The organism is Pseudomonas sp. NDM, from assembly GCF_003105095.1.
GTDB classification, from domain to species: domain Bacteria; phylum Pseudomonadota; class Gammaproteobacteria; order Pseudomonadales; family Pseudomonadaceae; genus Aquipseudomonas; species Aquipseudomonas moraviensis_A.
Map to the genome: position 1 here is coordinate 39,395 of NZ_QETJ01000003.1, position 16,770 is coordinate 56,164.

Sequence of the window (16,770 nt, forward strand, 5' to 3'; positions counted from 1 at the left end):
GTAACGAATTCTTAGGAGAGCAGGATGAAATTCAGTGAACAATGGCTGCGTGGCTGGGTTAGCCCGCAGGTAGATCGCGACGAGCTGGTTGCCCGTCTGTCGATGGCCGGTCTTGAGGTCGATAGTGTTACTCCGGCCGCCGGTGTATTCAGTGGCGTCGTGGTGGGCGAGGTGCTGAGCACCGAACAGCACCCGGACGCCGACAAGTTGCGCGTGTGCCAGGTCAGCAATGGCGTAGAAACCTTTCAGGTTGTGTGCGGAGCGCCAAATGTGCGCCCGGGCCTGAAGATTCCATTCGCCATGATCGGCGCAGAACTGCCGGGCGACTTCAAGATCAAGAAAGCCAAGCTGCGCGGCGTCGAGTCCAACGGCATGCTGTGCTCGCAAGCCGAGTTGCAGGTCGGTGAAGGCAACGACGGTCTGATGGAGCTGCCGGCCGACGCGCCAGTGGGCGAAGACTTCCGTGTGTACCTGGATCTGGAAGACGCCAGCATCGAGGTCGACCTGACCCCGAACCGCGGCGATTGCCTGTCCCTGGCCGGTCTGGCCCGTGAAGTCGGCGCGCTGTACGCCGTGCCGGTAAGCCGCCCTGCGGTGGCTGCGGTTGCAGCGGTGCACGACGAAGTGCGTTCGGTCGAGGTGCTGGCGCCAGCCGCCTGTCCACGTTACTTGGGGCGGGTCATCCGTAACGTCGACCTGTCGAAGCCAACCCCGCTGTGGATGGTTGAGCGTCTGCGTCGCGCTGACGTACGCAGCATCGACGCTGCGGTCGACATCACCAACTATGTGATGCTCGAACTGGGTCAGCCGCTACACGCCTTCGATCTCGCCGAAATCAATGGCGGCATTCGTGTGCGCATGGCGGAAGAGGGCGAGAAACTGGTGCTGCTCGACGGGCAGGAAGTCAGCCTGCGTAGCGATACGCTGGTGATCGCCGACCACACTCGTGCGCTGGCGATCGCTGGTGTCATGGGTGGCGAGCACAGCGGCGTTTCCGCAACCACGCGTGATGTGTTCCTCGAATCTGCGTTCTTCGATCAGATTGCAGTGGCTGGCAAGGCACGTTCCTACGGCCTGCACACCGACGCGTCGCATCGTTACGAGCGCGGGGTTGACTGGCAGCTGGCCCGTGAGGCCATGGAACGAGCCACTGGCCTGCTGCTGGAAATCACCGGCGGCGAAGCTGGCCCGATCATCGAGGCCGTCAGCGAGCAGCATCTGCCGTCGATCGCGCCGATTACTCTGCGTGCCCAGCGCATCACTCAGATGCTCGGCATGGAAATGGATTCAGCACAGGTCGAGCGTCTGCTCAGCGCCCTGGGCCTGAACATTACCGCTGACGGAGAAGGGCAGTGGCGCGTCGAAGTGCCAAGCCATCGCTTCGATATCAGTCTCGAAGTCGACCTGATCGAAGAGCTGGCTCGTCTGTACGGCTACAATCGTCTGCCGGTTCGCTACCCCCAAGCGCGTCTTGCGCCACAAGCCAAGGCCGAAGCGCGTAGCGATCTGCCTGAGCTGCGCCGGTTGCTGGTCGCCCGTGGTTATCAGGAAGCGATCACCTACAGCTTCATCGATCCGAAGCAGTTCGAGCTGTTCAATCCAGGCGTCGAGCCGCTTTTGCTGGCCAATCCGATCTCCAACGACATGGCTGCCATGCGTTCGTCGCTGTGGCCAGGTCTGGTCAAGGCTCTGCAGCACAACCTCAACCGCCAGCAGGACCGTGTGCGTCTGTTCGAGAGCGGCCTGCGCTTCGTCGGTCAGCTTGAAGGCTTGAAGCAGGAGCCGATGCTATCCGGGGTTGTCTGCGGTAGCCGCTTGCCGGAAGGCTGGGCGCAGGGTCGCGATACCGTCGACTTCTTCGATGTGAAGGCCGATGTTGAAGCGGTACTGGGTTTCGCCGGTGCCCTGGACTCGTTCACCTTCGCACCGGGCAAACACCCGGCGCTGCATCCGGGTCAGACTGCGCGCATCGAGCGTGACGGTCGTGAAGTAGGCTTTATCGGTGCTATTCACCCTGAGCTGTCGAAAACACTGGGTCTGGATCGTCCGGTATTCGTCTTCGAGCTGGTTCTGGCGGAAGTGGCGCTCGGTAAAATGCCGAAATTCCACGAGTTGTCGCGCTTTCCTGAAGTGCGTCGTGACCTTGCACTGATCGCGCACAAAGACGTCGCGGCCTCGGCTGTGCTGGACGTAATCCGTGAAAATGCAGGCGAATGGCTCACAGAGCTCAGGCTGTTTGACGTGTATCAGGGTAAAGGTATTGATCCTGATAGAAAAAGCCTTGCAGTCGGCTTGACCTGGCAGCATCCATCGCGCACTCTTAATGACGATGAGGTGAATTCGACGACGCAAAATATCCTCACCTCGCTCGAACAAAGGTTGAACGCCACGTTAAGGAAGTGACGTATGGGGGCTTTGACGAAAGCTGAGATGGCGGAACGTCTGTATGAAGAGCTGGGCCTGAACAAGCGGGAAGCCAAGGAATTGGTTGAACTGTTTTTCGAGGAAATCAGGCACGCTCTTGAAGACAACGAGCAGGTCAAATTGTCCGGTTTCGGCAATTTCGACCTTCGGGACAAACGCCAGCGGCCTGGCCGCAACCCGAAAACGGGGGAAGAAATCCCGATCACGGCTCGCCGTGTGGTCACCTTTCGTCCAGGGCAGAAGTTGAAGGCCCGAGTTGAGGCTTATGCTGGAACCAAGTCATAACGACGAACTACCCGTCATCCCGGGCAAACGCTACTTCACCATCGGTGAAGTCAGCGAGCTGTGTGCCGTAAAGCCACACGTGCTGCGCTATTGGGAGCAGGAGTTTCCTCAGCTCAACCCCGTCAAACGCCGCGGAAACCGCCGGTATTATCAGCGCCAGGACGTGCTGATGATCCGGCAGATCCGCGCGCTCCTTTACGATCAGGGTTTCACCATCGGCGGCGCGCGTCTGCGCCTCTCCGGCGACGAAGCCAAAGACGACACCACCCAGTACAAACAGATGATTCGGCAGATGATTGCCGAACTGGAAGATGTGCTTGTGGTGCTCAAGAAATAAAAAGCTGCGTTTGAATACTTCCAGTTTTCAAAAGCTTGCGATATATTCTTGAGCGTTCTTCGAGGTGGAGAACGAAATGCAACATCAGTCGGGGCGTAGCGCAGTCCGGTAGCGCACTAGCATGGGGTGCTAGGGGTCGAGTGTTCGAATCACTCCGTCCCGACCATATTTTTCAATGACTTAGGCCAATGTTCAAAGCATTGGCCTTTTTCATGTGCGTGGGATTTGCGAATGGAGTCGAGTCATGGATAAGGCGTTCAAACAGCCAATGTTTGTTGTTGGGCTGCCACTTGCAATTTGCGGCTTTGTTTTCGGCCTTAATGGTCTTCTCGTCAGCGGAACCTTTGCGTACGTCGCGCCGGGCCTATTGATACCTGGCTTGGCTTTCATGTTGATAGGTTGGCTGCAACGCAATAAATGATTTATCGGACACTCGGCCTCGTCGTTGCACGGGGCTTTTTCATGTCCGCTCGTCGAGCAGATCGCACTCCGAATCCGCGCACCTTCTCTCAACAATAAGCGCAGCCCCTGCGCCACTGACGGGAGAGAATGATGATCGACGACAACAACGGCCCGGAAGCGCCATATCCGGGACCAGGCGAGCAAACACCTGACTCTGGCGAGGGTCATGACTCCGGTCTGGAGCAAGCTGACTCTGAGCCAAAGCAGGGTACCGACGAACGACCAGAGGACTGGAATCCGCCACCCGGAAATCCTGGCTCTGATCAAGATGCCCAGACAGGCCGAAATAACGGCGGCGCGAAATAGCCGCCATCAATCGATATCGACCCGGCCATCGCGCCGGGTTTTTATTGCCATCGAACATGCTACCAACGTAGCCGGGATGGATAGGGATATGGTCATCTAGGCTTCAGGGGCGAAGGCGAGCGGCGCCGGCGGCTGGATGCTTCGATCCAGGCGCCGGCAACAAGCATGTTCACTCTACGATGCAAATCCAGCGGTGATTGTATCGGTAAGGTGCGCGGGTGAAATGGACGTCTGAGACCATCTTCATGCCGCGCTCTTGAAGCGCTTCGGTCAGTTGTACGAGTGTCTCTGCCTGGATAGTCATTGCTGTCACCTCGTCAGATTTACTACGTTCATAATTCTTGACCGAGAGATCAGCCGGCTAATTCATTTTTTCTACGGTGATCATTGAACGTGTGTGATCAGAGGCGCTGTGCTTCTTCGTGCCTGCGATCTCAGCCCATTCAAGCCCGAAGCGCCCCAAATACTTCCTCAGCCGATCAGCATCATTGGGCTGCGCTTTGATCTGCCGGGAAACACCGAACAGCTGTCGACCGGCATCCGACAGACTATTTGCCTGTCGGCACACCTCAAGAACTGCCTTCAGTTGCAAACGGTCGAACAAGTCCATCTTCTCGCCATCTCCCGGCAACTCGTCTGACACCGCAGTGGGTTGCGCCAGGCCCCACGCATACCGCAATCGATCAATCTCATCGTCTACCTGCTCTTCATCGATGCGCCCGCTGTCGGCCAAAGTCGCCATCCGCGTGATTGATGCGGACAGTTCGCGAAAGTTGCCCAGCCACGCTGCTTCACGTGAGCTGGCGAAGTCCAGGTAGCGCCGGCGCGCTTCGAGATTGAAGCGCACCCGTTGCCCATGTTCGCGAGCGTGGCGTTCCAGTTCGAAGTCGATGTTCGGCTCGATATCTTCGCGGCGGCCGGCGAGGCCGGGCAGGTCGAACGTCCACAGGTTGATCCGAGCGTACAGGTCTTCGCGAAACATTCCCTCGGCGACTCGGCTGCGCAAGTCGCGGTGGGTGCCGGCGATGATCAGGAAATCACTCTCCACTTCCTTGTCCGAACCCAGCGGGAAGAAGCGTTTCTCTTCGATGGCCTTCAACAGCATTGCTTGTTCGTCTGCGCCAAGCTCGCCGATCTCGTCGAGAAACAACATTCCACCATTGGCAGCGCGCAGCAGGCCTTCGCGAGCGTTCTGTGCGCCGGTGAAGGCACCTTTGACGTGACCAAACAAGGCAGACATTGCGCCGTCGCCCCGCAGGGTGGCGCAATTGACTTCGACAAAGCGTCCCTGCATCTGATGGCGATTGCGTTTGAGTTCGTAGATGCGTCGGGCCAGGAAGGATTTGCCGGCGCCGGTCGGGCCAATCAGCAACATTGGTGCTCTGGAGCGCACCGCTACGCGCTCGATCTGCTCAATGGAGCGGTTAAATGCAGCGTTGCGCGTGGCGATACCGGACTTTAAAAACTCCAGGCCTTCGAGGCGCTTGCTGGCGAAGCGTGAGGCGATGCGATCATAGCGCGACAGGTCGAGATCGATCAGCGCATGGGTGCCGCAGGCGGGCTCGTTATCGCTGTTGCGCTTGGCGGGGGAGGTCTGGATCAGTCTGGCCGGCAGATAGCGCGCTTCGGTGAGCAGGAACCAGCAGATCTGCGCGACGTGGGTGCCGGTGGTGATGTGTACAAGGTAATCCTCGGTCTCAGTGTCGAAGCTGTAAGCAGTGGTGAAATCGTGCAGGGCGCCGTAGACCTCCTCGAAATCCCAGGGATCGCGCAGCGACATTGGATGCAGGCGCACTTCGGTGCCTGGAGATGTCTGCTGAATATCAACAGTAATGCGCTCCGCGAGGCTCACGTCGCGGGCATCGAGGCCGTGGATCAGTTCAAGTCGATGAATCGGCAGATCTGTTTGCTGGCACAGGCCTACTGTGGGGCGCCAGTGACGCCAGCGGTTGCCAGCTTTGTTGACGCGATCGAGGGTGGCTCCGATAAATCCGATGGCGACCGTGCGTTTGCTGGACATGCTTATCTCATAAGATAAATGACGATATTCAATGATAATTTTCCAAGGCGTGTTTGTCTCTGATGGGTTTCAAGTCGCCAGTTACAATTCAGATAAACCGTTCAAAAACATAGAGTTAGAAGATATGTAGAGAGAAAGTCATGAGCTGGCACAGCGGCTGCAATGCTGATGGAAACGAACAGGACAACAAAACATGAAAGATCAGAGCTACCAGCTTCTAGAAGTCGCCAACGGCAAACCAATCAAACTGTGGACCGAAGGCGTCCCGGTTGAAAACGAAGCCCGCGCACAGTTGATGAACACGGCGAAAATGCCATTCATCTTCAAGCATCTGGCGGTGATGCCCGATGTGCACCTGGGCAAGGGATCAACCATCGGCAGCGTAATTCCAACGGTTGGCGCGATCATTCCGGCTGCCGTGGGCGTCGACATTGGTTGCGGCATGATCGCTGCGCGCACGTCGCTGACCGCAGCCGATTTGCCTGACAACCTGCACGGGTTGCGCAGTGCCATTGAACAGGCGGTTCCCCATGGCCGCAGTTTGAGTCGTTCGCGGCGAGACAAAGGCGCTTGGGACGAGATTCCGCAGCAAGCCGATCAGGCTTGGGCGGGCTTGCAGCCGCGCTTCAAATTGATCACCGACAAGTATCCGAAACTGGCCCACACCAACAACCGTGGGCACTTGGGAACTCTCGGTAGCGGCAACCACTTCATCGAAGTGTGCCTGGATGAAGCCAACCGGGTGTGGTTCATGTTGCACAGTGGTTCGCGTGGTGTCGGCAACGCCATCGGCAACCTGTTCATCCAGATGGCCCAAGCAGATATGCGTCAGCACATCGCCAACCTGCCGGACCGTGACCTGGCCTATTTCGAAGAAGGCAGCCGACATTTTGATGACTATGTGGAGGCGGTGGGCTGGGCGCAGGATTTCGCCAGACAGAACCGCGAACTGATGATGTGCGCGGTGATCCAGGCCACGCGGCAGATTATCCGCAAGCCGTTTGAAGTCGCGCTGGAGGCGGTCAACTGCCATCACAACTACGTGCAGAAGGAGCGGCATTTTGGTCATGACGTACTGATCACGCGCAAGGGCGCGGTGTCGGCGAAGAAAGGTGAACTGGGGATTATTCCGGGCTCGATGGGCGCGAAGAGCTTCATTGTCCGCGGTCTCGGCAATGAAGAATCGTTCAGTTCCTGCAGCCACGGCGCCGGACGCACCATGAGCCGCACCAAGGCCAAGAGCACGTTCACTGTCGCCGACCAGATTCGCGCCACCGCCCATGTGGAATGCCGCAAGGACGAGGCGGTGATCGACGAAATTCCGATGGCCTACAAGGACATCGACAAAGTCATGCACGCCCAGCGCGAGCTGGTGGAAGTGCTGCACACCTTGCGTCAAGTGGTGTGCGTCAAAGGATAAGGGACTGCAGTGCTGGTGAGAGCGCTTACCGATGGCATCGTGCGGCACTGCACTGGTTTATCGCGGGCGAACCGAGCCGCGAAGTACCAACATTACTCAGAACTCAGAAAGACTCGCGGCGGCTGGATCGGTACCTTAGTGACACTGTCGTGCTGTACGCGTAAGGAAGTGCAATGACACAGGATGTAATTGAACTGGACGGCGCGATCGGCGGCGGCCAAGTGTTGCGCAGTGCGCTGAGCCTGTCGATGGTGACAGGCCGGGCGTTTCGCATTGGACAGATTCGCGCCAGACGCAGCCGTCCGGGACTGTTGCGGCAGCATCTGACAGCCGTAATGGCGGCGGCGGAGGTTTGTGGTGCACGGATCTGCGGGGCGCATTTGGATTCGCAGGCCTTGAGCTTCGAACCGGGCGTAATCCGCGCAGGCGATTTCAAGTTCGCCATCGGCACGGCGGGCAGTTGCACGCTGGTTCTGCAGACGTTGCTGCCAGCCCTGATGCGGGCACCGCAGGCCAGTCGAGTGACGATCTCCGGTGGTACGCACAATCCGCTGGCGCCCCCGACTGATTTCCTCTCGCGCAGTTGGCTACCGCTGCTGCGGCGCATGGGCGGCGATGTCGAGCTGGACTTGCTGCTTCATGGTTTTGTCCCGGCCGGCGGTGGTGAGATTGCAGTTCGAGTGCAGCCTTCGAACCTGATGCGACTGGATCTGTGTGAGCGCGGGGAGGCGATTTCACGACAGGCTTTGGCGCTGACTGCCGGACTTGCGCCTACCGTTGCTCAGCGCGAACTCAGTCATGTGGCCAAGCGTTTGAACTGGCCATCGGATGCGCTGCAACACGTGACAATTGATCCGGCACGCGGTCCGGGAAATGTGTTGTTGTTGGAATATGCTTTTGAGCACGTGACTGAAGTGTTCAGCGCGTTTGGCCGGGTGTCGTTGCGTGCCGAGAAGGTAGCCGATGCCGCGATCAATCAGGCAGCCGATTGGTTGCGCAGTGATGCCGCGGTAGCTGAACATCTCGCCGATCAGTTGTTGTTGCCAATGGCGCTGGCCGGCGGCGGATCGTTCACCACGCCGCGTATGACGGATCATCTGCGCAGCAACATTGAAGTCATCCAGCTGTTTTTGCCGGTGCGTATCGATTGCCAGGAGGAGGGCAGTGATCGCTTGCGCCTGGAGATTTTACCAACCGATTAGCAGCGTCCTGCAATCCTGAAGGCATTTGCAAACGTTGACCGAGAGCGCCGCTAGCCTTCAGCCATTAGCACATCCGACCTAATTGCCCCAGTTCCGGCTCGACTTTAAAGTCGTTTCGCTTGGCAGCTTATTGCCAGAATTTCTCCGGTATGAAAATCAAAAAGGTCGATCTGCAATGAACTCATCAAGGACTATCCCGGTTCTCGCTTTATTCGCAACATTGGCGCTCGCGGTCACTGGATGCCAGACCGTCAAGCCGGGAGAGAGCGATCTCAAGAATCGAGCACAGACCACCATCGGCAAACCCGTTATCAAGGTTTCCAACATTCGCAGCGACTTCAATACAACCTTCTACACCGCTCAAACCGAAGGTGGTGAATACACGTGCGAGCTGCCAAGCGGCCCGATGGTTGCTCTGGGTTCCATGGGCATGGGGCTGGGTGCTCAATGCACCAAGCAATGACGAAGCAGTTCTCTCAGAACTGAAAAAAAAAGGCCAGTGTCGATGACATTGGCCTTTTCGTTTATCGAAGACTCTACTGAGCGGGTTTTTTCTCAAGATCTTCGGAGTCGCTCGACGTCGCCGCATCCTTTTCCGTCTCATGCGGCTCTGAGCCCGCGTTGGCGCCTGACGACTCTTCGCCTTTCTTGTTTGCCTTCTCATCATGATCGCGAGAGCTTTCTGCGTGATTGACGCCGGGCAGGGCGGTGGCAGGGGTGGCGGCACCCGCTGTCGTTTCGGCTGCCCAGCCATGGAGCGGGCCGATCAAGCACAGGCTGAAGAACGACAGGGCGAGAATTTTCTTGTTCATCTCGTGGGCCTTCTACTTGGGGATGTACTGCTTTGGATAGGCCCGCCTGCCAAAGGTGCGCGGTAGTGGACGAGCGGCGAAGCCTGTTTTGTGCTCTCCCTGATAAAAAATCTCTCGACAGCAGGCAAATTGCTGGCCCCCAGAGGTAACTCGCCCCGGCAAAATCGCCTTTTTTCAAAAGGTTAGGTTGGCTATATGCGGACGATTGTCATCACCGTTGCGACGCTTTCCCTGGCTTTGATCGCTTCGGGAGTGCAGGCGAGAGAGTTGAGCAAGGGCCATCGCTTTGCCTGCACCTGGGGCTCGGACATTGCTGCCGGTGCGCAGCAATCCAAGCTGTCCGGCGTTTCGCTGTACGGCGCTCGCAAGCAATTGCAGGTTCGCCGATTTCAGCAGCCCTGGATGCGCATGACGGCAATGGGGATTACCGAGCAGACCTATAACAGCAGTTCGAAGCTCAAACCGGCAGCGGTCAAGCAGACCTATTATGAACAATGCGTGCGCCACGAATTGGCCCGGCGCTGATGCTTTTTCACCGAAGCTGTTTACATGATTCAGGAGTCGCGAGAACCCTTGCCCAGCGCCGGCCCCGCAATCCGCGGCAACGGTTTGGTCTGCATCAACGCATCCAGAGCCTTGCGATAACCCTGGCCACCCAGGGCCATGCTGTTGTTGTGCGTCGCCCCGGGCACCAGGAGCAGGCGTTTGGGCTGCTCAGCGGCATTGAACAATTGTTCGCTGAAGCGCGGCGGCACAAAGGCATCAGCCATGCCATGCACCACCAGCAGCGGCATGTGAATATCGGCAATCTTGTCGATGGAGTCGAATTTCTGCGACAGCAACCAGCGCACCGGTAGCGAGGTCTTCGCCACGGCGGCGGCCACATCGGCCAGCGAGGTGAAGGTCGATTCAATGACCAGCCCGCGCACCGGCAGAGGCGTGTGGTTGCGCGCGGCATTCTTCCCAAGCTCAGCGGCCAGATCGATCGCCACTGCGCCACCGAGAGAATGGCCGTAGATCAGGCGCTTGTTTGGATCGGGTTGCAGCAGCTGGAAGCGCTCCCAAGCTACGCGGGCATCTTCATAAACGCTGCTCTCGGATGGTAAATCGCCCTTGCTCTGGCCGAACCCGCGATAGTCGATAGCCAACACCGAATAACCCGCCGCGCGCAGCTGTTCGATGCGGAACAATTGCCCGGTCAGGTTCCAGCGCACGCCATGCAAATAAAGGATTGCCGGGGCATTGGCACGTTCCGCCGGCCACCACCAGGCATGGATGTTCTGCCCGGCCTTGAAGCTTTTCGGTTGCAGATCGAGTTCCTGAACGCTGCCGGGCAGACCACGATACCAGCCCGCGGTGCCGGGTTCGATGCGGAACAGCAGTTTGCGCTCAGTGTGTTCCAGCACGGCACAACTCGTCGGCACGCCAACGACCAGCGCAGCCATCAAGGCAAACACCAGGCGGCGGCGTCGCAGACGAGTCAGGAAGGACAGGGACATTAATCGTTTCACCACGGCGCAGACAAAGAACGCTTTTTACCAGATGCCTCGGTCTGCGCGTGACTGTTTTTCGACCACCGTGCATGTGCAACGATTACAAGATGCTGCAATCGCTCACGCCACCTGCAGCACGATCTTGCCGATATGGTCGCCGCCCTCCATGCGGGCATGGGCCTTGGCCGCTTCAGCGAGCGGGTAAACCTTGTCGATGATCGGCAGGCAGCGCCCGGCGGCGAGGGCAGGCCACACCTGGTCGCGCAATTGATCGGCGATCGCGGCTTTCTCCGCAGCGGTACGCGCGCGCAGCAGCGATCCGGTGACCACCGCGCGTTTGCCGAGGATCGCCAACAAATCAACGTCATTGGCGCGGGCGCCGCCGAGGAAGCCGAGCATTACCAGACGCCCGTCCATTGCCAAGGCACTGATGTTGCCGTTCAGATACGAGCCACCCATGATGTCGAGAATCACGTTCACGCCCTGATCTGCCGTCTTCTCGGCAATGACCTTGGCGAAATCTTCTTCCCGATAGTTGATCGGTTGTCCGCCCAGCTGACTGATTGCCGCGCATTTTTCAGCGCTGCCAGCGGTAGCGAACGCCTCAATGCCGAATTCACGACAGAGCATCAGCGCGGTGGTGCCGATGCCGCTGGTTCCGCCGTGAATCAGCACGCGCTGGCCGGCCTTGGCACCGCCGAGGCCGAACAGGTTGGCCCATACGGTGAAAAAGGTTTCCGGAATCGCGGCGGCCTGGACCCAATCGATTCCGTCCGGCACGGGAAGCGTTTGCCCGGCTGGAACCGCGCAATATTCGGCGTAGCCGCCGCCATTGGTCAGCGCGCAGACGCGATCGCCGACTGCGAACCGCGTTACTCCGGCCCCCAGTGCAACCACTTCGCCAGCCACTTCCAGGCCGGGAATCGGGTCCATGCCGGGTTTCATCGGATACTTGCCGGCACGCTGCAGGGCGTCCGGGCGATTGATACCGGCGGCGTGAACGCGGATCAGCACTTGGCCTTCGGCAACGGTTGGCAGAGGCACGCGCCTGGCTTGCAATACGTCAGGGCCGCCTGGTTCAGTGATTACGATACGGGTCATTTCATTGGGCAGTGACATGTCGATTCCTGTGAAAAAGGTCGTGTAGATGGGAGCGCCGGCAGTGCGCAATGATTCCCTTCAGTTCGCCGCGCAACGGGTTTCAGTCGCAGAGGGCAGCCAGCGCATGGCTTGCTCCAGCAGCAGAGCCACTACTATTGCGCCTGCTGCGATCACAAACAGCAGCGTGTGCTGCCCACCCGAAGCGTTGAACAGTGCGGAATAGGCAAACCCGGCCAGCGCCTGAAAGGTGGCGAACGACACGGTGGCGCGGCTCCAGGCAATCTGCTGGCGGTGATGGGATGGCACCAGTTCATGCACCCGGGCCAAGGCCAGCGGCACAATGCCCGGCGGGAACGAGCCGAGAATCACCGCCAGTAAAGCCAGTGCCAGAAACGAATGAAAGACGGCCAGCAAACCGAGGGCAATGGCTTGCACTACCAGCACCACGCGAATGCCAGTGCGTGCGCCAAGCTGGTCGGCCAGAAAACCGTAAGTCACTGGCCCGACAATCGCCCCCAGCCCATACATGACCCAGACCATTGCGCCGGTATGTGCCCCCGCGCCCAGTCCGCGAGCTACGTAATCCACCAGAAACACCATGGCGGGCACGAGGCCGGCCGCCATGAACGCGTATTGAGCGAACAACAGGTAAACGCCCGGCGGGGTCGGCTCATCAGCCGACGTTGTGTGTGCAGCCACAGGATGCGCGGTATCCGCAGGCCAGCCGAACCAGCTCAGCGCGGTCAGCAACAGCGCCAACGCGCCCAGTCCCAGCCAGGTGGCCTGCAAGCCGAGGCTCAGCAGCGGCGGCACGAGGGTTCCCGAGCCGGCAATCCCGAGGCCGATGCCAAGGAAGATTGCGCCACTGGCCAAACCTCTGCGCGCCGCCGGAACGTGGGGCAGCACGGTTGCCGCCACCAGCACCATGATCGCGCCACCGGCAATGCCGGACAGCAAACGCCAGCCGAAGAACCAGCTCACCGACAGCGGATAAGCACAGGCAAAAAATGCTCCCGTGACCGCCAGCATCATCAAGCGCAAGGCATTGCGATTACCCAAACGATGAGCCATGGGCCGCCCGAGCAGGGCGCCGATCAAGTAGCCGACCAGATTGGCCGCGCCGAGGTAGACGACATCGTTGGCCGAAAACCACTGCGCCTGAATCAGCGAAGGGATCAATGGCGTGTAAGCGAAACGCGCCAGGCCAATGCTCACCAGACTGGCGCAAAGTCCGGCGAAGATCGGCAGCCAGATGCCGGAAGAGTTTGCAGTACGCATGATAGCGATCTCATCAGAGGTGTATGGCGCTCAGCTTATCGGCTATCGTTGCTGCGTATACGCAGCGATTAAGCGGCAGAGTGATGCAAAAATGCTTCTGGGAGAGCCGGCATGAATTGGGATGATGCGCGAGTATTTCTGGCGGTCTGCAGGGAGTCGACCTTGCGCGGTGCGGCGCGTGTTCTGGGCGTTGACCAAGCCACTGTTGGACGGCGCATCACCGCGCTGGAAAAGTCTTTGAGCGCGACGCTGTTCCTGCGCACGTCTGACGGCTATGCGTTGACGGCCGTAGGTGAAGCTGCACTCAAAAGCGTGGAAAAAATGGAGCATTCGGCGCTGGAACTGGAGCGGCACATCCACGGGCTGGATGACCGGCTGACCGGTAATGTACGGATCAGCACCACTGACTCGCTGGCCATCGACTTCATCATCCCGGCGATGGCACGCCTGCATGATCAGCATCCGGATGTGCAGATCCAGCTGGATGCGTCGACGCAGATTCTCAGTCTGGCCAAGCGCGAGGCGGATATCGCGGTGCGCAATACCCGGCCGGATAACCCCGATCTCATCGCCCGGCGAATCGCCCGTTGGCCTGTAGGACTTTTCGCTGCGCAGGCCTATGTTGATCGCAACGGCGAACCGCAGCCGGGCAGTGCTTTCGAAGGCCACGATCTGGTGGTCTATCAGCCGTATTTGCAGAGCAAAAAAGACCTCACGCTGGTTTCCGAGCCGTTAGGCCGAGGGCGCATTGTTGCCACGCTCAGTTCCAGCCTTTTGGTGCGTCGCTCCCTTGCTGCCGGCCTCGGCGTAGGGGAGATCCCGGTGTACATGGGCGAGCGCGACGGCCTGGTCAGACTCTGGCCGGAGCGGACCCGGCCGTTACCGTATGAAGTGTGGCTGGTCACCCACGCCGACCTCCGTCACACCGCGCGGGTACGTGCGGTCATCGAGCAAATCGTTGAGGCTTTTGCGCTGGAAAACCAATAGTGGATTCAGGGTTTTGCCGAGGCTACAACGTCTGACGAAACAGCCTACGTCCGAGGCAGAATGGGCCGGCTTGTCGTCGCCAGTGATGAATTCTATTGTGACTGCAGTTCGATGCAGACCTCAGGCCTGCATCGAAACGAAGCGCCAGGGAAGGCCTCGGTAGCCACACAAAGGTATCGAATTGAAAATCAGGGAAGTGAATCAATATGCAGTCACGGACAGATCGGACGCAGGTCGGGATAGGCAAATCATGAGCACCTTAAGCCGCGAAGAATTCGATGCCAGGATAGAAACCATCGAGACGAGAATGGACGGTCGCGTAGCAGAAATGCGCGCCGACATTCGCGGGTTCCTCGCTGCTCAGGCAGAGCAGAACAAGGTCTATCTTGAACGGGACAGGGCCCTACAGGAACGGGACAAGCGTTATGACCTGATGTGGATGGGCGTGCAGAAAATTGCCGACGAATCGCGGGAAGCGATCAGGCAGGCATCAACGGTAAAGGCCAACTATTGGGCTGCCACCACCGTGCATTTCCTCGGCGTGGCTTCGTTGCTGGTAGGCGCGCATTTCGCCAATCAGGCGGCGGTGTTGACCACAATACAAACCACGCTGGCGGCGATTCAGATTGGCAAGGAGGTGTCCGTCCCCCAACCAGTCGCACGACCCACAACGGTGCCGCCGCAATGAAAAACGGCCTTCATTGGAAGGCCGTTCTGCATCGCGCCAAATCATGGCATTTCAGGCAACTCCTGTGGGCGCAGGTCGAACACCAGCACTTCGGCATCGACACCGTTGCTCAACGTAAGCAGCTGTTCTTCGCGAACCCGCACACCGTCGCCTTCCTGCAGGGACTGGCCGTTGAGTTCGACGCTGCCACGCGCAACGTGCACGTAGGCGTAACGATTGGCCGGCAATTTCAGCGTGGCACTTTCCTTGCCGTCGAATAACCCGGCATAGACCCGCGCATCCTGGCGGACCTTCAGAGAGCCGTTTTTACCGTCCGGCGAGATGATCAATTGCAGGCGACCGCGTTTTTTCTCCGCGCTGAAGTGCTCCTGCTGATAGCGCGGTTTGGCGCCACTGACATCCGGCACGATCCATATTTGCAAAAAGTGTACGGGCTTGGCGGCTGAGTGGTTGAACTCACTGTGCGCCACGCCACTGCCAGCACTCATCAATTGCACATCGCCGGGGCGGATCACCGAGCCAGTACCGAGGGTGTCCTTGTGTTCCAGCGCGCCTTCGAGCACATAGGAAAAGATTTCCATGTCGCGGTGCGGATGCTGGCCAAAACCTTTGCCGGCGGCGACCCGGTCATCGTTGATCACCAGCAGGTCGGAAAACCCTTGTTCACGCGGGTTGCGGTAACTGGCGAAAGAGAAGGTGTGAAACGACTTCAACCAGCCGTGATTGGCGAGGCCGCGATCGGAGGCTTTGCGAAGAGTCAGCATGATGAAATCTCCTGGCGGGACGTGAATTCGTCCGAGTGAGGAGAAGGTTACTGGTTACCGGACAAGGCAATAAGTAGATGGAAATTGAAAGACTGTCCGGCTCAGGTTGACAGTTTTGCGTTATGGTTCACCCATTCGTGTGCGCTGATTACGCCTGAGTTGGCCATAATGCCCGGGTTGCAGCGTGCGTATTTACCCCTGAAATGTGTGATGCCTCCCATGAAAACCGTGGCAATGGTGCTGTTTCCTGACTTTCTGATGCTCGACATGGCCGGGCCGCTGGAAGTGTTTTCCGTCGCCAACCGTTATTTGAAACCGGATTTGCATTATCAACTGACGACGTTAGGCACGGAGCGCGGGTTGCTGAGGGCGTCCAATGGCGTGCAGGTTCAGGCTGATTTGCACATCGACCAAGCCGCCGAGCGCTATGACCTGCTATTGGTGCCCGGCGGACCCGGCGCTTACAACCAGAGATTTCCGGAGCTGTTCACCTGGTTGAAAAACGCCGTGCCGCGCGCCGAACGCTATGGTTCGATTTGCACTGGCGCATTCATCCTCGGTCATGCCTGTCTGCTGGACGGTTATCGCGTCACCACGCACTGGAATTACACCGAGCGGCTGATCAAGGCCTTTCCGAAAACCACGGTGACCACCGATCAGATCTACGTCGAGGATCGTAACCTCATCACTTCGGGAGGCGTTACCGCCGGCATCGACCTGGCACTGGCGGTGGTTGCCCGGGATCACGGCAAGAAAATCGCCCAGGACGTGGCCAAGGTCTTGTTGGTGGTCATGAAGCGCCAAGGCGGACAAGCGCAGTTCAGCCCTTTGATGGCGGCAGTCTCTCCGCAAGAGACGCCCATCACCCGCGCGCAGAATTACGTGCTTGAACACCTGGAAGAAGCTTTCACCGTCGAGCGCATGGCCGGTTTGGCGAACATGAGCGCACGCCACTTCGCGCGTCTGTTTACTCGTGACGTCAACATGACGCCGATGGAATTCCTGCAGAACGCCCGCATTGACTGCGCGCGAAACCTGTTGGAGACCAGCGATCTGCCCCTCAAAACCATTGCCTATAAAAGTGGCTTCGGCAGTGTCCGGCACATGCGCTCGCTGTTCGCCGAAAAGCTCGGTCTTACACCGTTACAATACCGGGAACAGTTCAGCTAGAGCGGTTCTGTCCGTCTGGCG

Annotated in this window: 17 protein-coding genes and 1 tRNA gene; 12 read left to right on the plus strand and 6 right to left on the minus strand. The window is 58.8% G+C overall.

Translation table 11 applies throughout. The features are described 5' to 3' along the window. Positions 1-24: 24 nt before the first annotated feature. From pheT to DCO47_RS26975, 5 genes are all read left to right on the plus strand, one after another. Complete coding sequence (pheT, locus tag DCO47_RS01235; RefSeq protein WP_116657266.1) at positions 25-2,403, plus strand: phenylalanine--tRNA ligase subunit beta; 2,379 nt, start codon at positions 25-27, stop codon at positions 2,401-2,403. A 3-nt stretch (positions 2,404-2,406) separates the two neighbouring features. After that, positions 2,407-2,709 carry an integration host factor subunit alpha gene (ihfA, locus tag DCO47_RS01240; RefSeq protein ID WP_002553164.1) on the plus strand — a complete coding sequence of 101 codons (303 nt, stop codon included), beginning with the start codon at positions 2,407-2,409 and terminating at the stop codon, positions 2,707-2,709. Then, positions 2,690-3,046, plus strand: coding sequence for a MerR family transcriptional regulator (locus DCO47_RS01245; RefSeq protein WP_003179985.1), 357 nt, complete (start codon positions 2,690-2,692; stop codon positions 3,044-3,046). Before ihfA ends, DCO47_RS01245 begins: the two co-directional genes overlap by 20 nt. 89 nt (positions 3,047-3,135) lie before the next feature. Continuing rightward, a tRNA-Pro gene (locus DCO47_RS01250) sits at positions 3,136-3,212 on the plus strand. Between the two features lie 78 nt (positions 3,213-3,290). After that, positions 3,291-3,467, plus strand: a complete 177-nt coding sequence (locus DCO47_RS26975; RefSeq protein WP_165839172.1) for a hypothetical protein — start codon at positions 3,291-3,293, stop codon at positions 3,465-3,467. Between the two features lie 708 nt (positions 3,468-4,175). On the opposite strand, the gene rtcR is transcribed toward DCO47_RS26975, so the two are convergent. After that, on the minus strand, positions 4,176-5,834 hold the full coding sequence (gene rtcR / locus DCO47_RS01260) for an RNA repair transcriptional activator RtcR (protein WP_116657267.1): 1,659 nt from the start codon (positions 5,832-5,834) through the stop codon (positions 4,176-4,178). 193 nt (positions 5,835-6,027) lie between these two features. Here rtcR and DCO47_RS01265 point away from each other — a divergent pair, with 193 nt between their 5' ends. The 3 genes from DCO47_RS01265 to DCO47_RS01280 all read left to right on the plus strand — a co-directional run bounded on the left by DCO47_RS01265 (position 6,028) and on the right by DCO47_RS01280 (position 8,919). Beyond that, complete coding sequence (locus tag DCO47_RS01265) at positions 6,028-7,254, plus strand: RtcB family protein (protein WP_042609460.1); 1,227 nt, start codon at positions 6,028-6,030, stop codon at positions 7,252-7,254. A gap of 173 nt (positions 7,255-7,427) precedes the next feature. After that, positions 7,428-8,456, plus strand: coding sequence for an RNA 3'-terminal phosphate cyclase (gene rtcA / locus DCO47_RS01275; RefSeq protein ID WP_116657268.1), 1,029 nt, complete (start codon positions 7,428-7,430; stop codon positions 8,454-8,456). A 175-nt stretch (positions 8,457-8,631) separates the two neighbouring features. Continuing rightward, positions 8,632-8,919, plus strand: coding sequence for a hypothetical protein (locus tag DCO47_RS01280; protein ID WP_042609462.1), 288 nt, complete (start codon positions 8,632-8,634; stop codon positions 8,917-8,919). 73 nt (positions 8,920-8,992) lie between these two features. On the opposite strand, the gene DCO47_RS01285 is transcribed toward DCO47_RS01280, so the two are convergent. Then, positions 8,993-9,268, minus strand: a complete 276-nt coding sequence (locus DCO47_RS01285; RefSeq protein WP_083353150.1) for a hypothetical protein — start codon at positions 9,266-9,268, stop codon at positions 8,993-8,995. A 195-nt stretch (positions 9,269-9,463) separates the two neighbouring features. Here DCO47_RS01285 and DCO47_RS01290 point away from each other — a divergent pair, with 195 nt between their 5' ends. Further along, a complete protein-coding gene (locus DCO47_RS01290; RefSeq protein ID WP_065615033.1) occupies positions 9,464-9,793 on the plus strand; it encodes a hypothetical protein in 330 nt (109 codons plus the stop codon). 29 nt (positions 9,794-9,822) lie between these two features. On the opposite strand, the gene DCO47_RS01295 is transcribed toward DCO47_RS01290, so the two are convergent. The 3 genes from DCO47_RS01295 to DCO47_RS01305 all read right to left on the minus strand — a co-directional run bounded on the left by DCO47_RS01295 (position 9,823) and on the right by DCO47_RS01305 (position 13,140). After that, positions 9,823-10,767, minus strand: coding sequence for an alpha/beta hydrolase (locus DCO47_RS01295; RefSeq protein ID WP_116657269.1), 945 nt, complete (start codon positions 10,765-10,767; stop codon positions 9,823-9,825). A 114-nt stretch (positions 10,768-10,881) separates the two neighbouring features. After that, a complete protein-coding gene (locus tag DCO47_RS01300; RefSeq protein ID WP_116657270.1) occupies positions 10,882-11,880 on the minus strand; it encodes an NAD(P)H-quinone oxidoreductase in 999 nt (332 codons plus the stop codon). Between the two features lie 60 nt (positions 11,881-11,940). Then, positions 11,941-13,140, minus strand: coding sequence for a YbfB/YjiJ family MFS transporter (locus DCO47_RS01305; RefSeq protein WP_116657271.1), 1,200 nt, complete (start codon positions 13,138-13,140; stop codon positions 11,941-11,943). Positions 13,141-13,251: 111 nt separating this feature from the next. On the opposite strand from DCO47_RS01305, the gene DCO47_RS01310 reads away from it, so the two are divergent. Together DCO47_RS01310 and DCO47_RS01315 are read left to right on the plus strand one after the other, a co-directional pair. After that, on the plus strand, positions 13,252-14,127 hold the full coding sequence (locus DCO47_RS01310; protein WP_042609468.1) for a LysR family transcriptional regulator: 876 nt from the start codon (positions 13,252-13,254) through the stop codon (positions 14,125-14,127). Positions 14,128-14,377: 250 nt separating this feature from the next. Beyond that, complete coding sequence (locus DCO47_RS01315) at positions 14,378-14,815, plus strand: hypothetical protein (RefSeq protein WP_042609665.1); 438 nt, start codon at positions 14,378-14,380, stop codon at positions 14,813-14,815. 41 nt (positions 14,816-14,856) lie between these two features. Here DCO47_RS01315 and DCO47_RS01320 read toward each other — a convergent pair whose 3' ends face one another. After that, a complete protein-coding gene (locus DCO47_RS01320) occupies positions 14,857-15,579 on the minus strand; it encodes a pirin family protein (protein ID WP_116657272.1) in 723 nt (240 codons plus the stop codon). A 219-nt stretch (positions 15,580-15,798) separates the two neighbouring features. On the opposite strand from DCO47_RS01320, the gene DCO47_RS01325 reads away from it, so the two are divergent. Further along, complete coding sequence (locus tag DCO47_RS01325; RefSeq protein WP_065615036.1) at positions 15,799-16,749, plus strand: GlxA family transcriptional regulator; 951 nt, start codon at positions 15,799-15,801, stop codon at positions 16,747-16,749. The last annotated feature ends 21 nt before the right edge of the window (positions 16,750-16,770 follow it).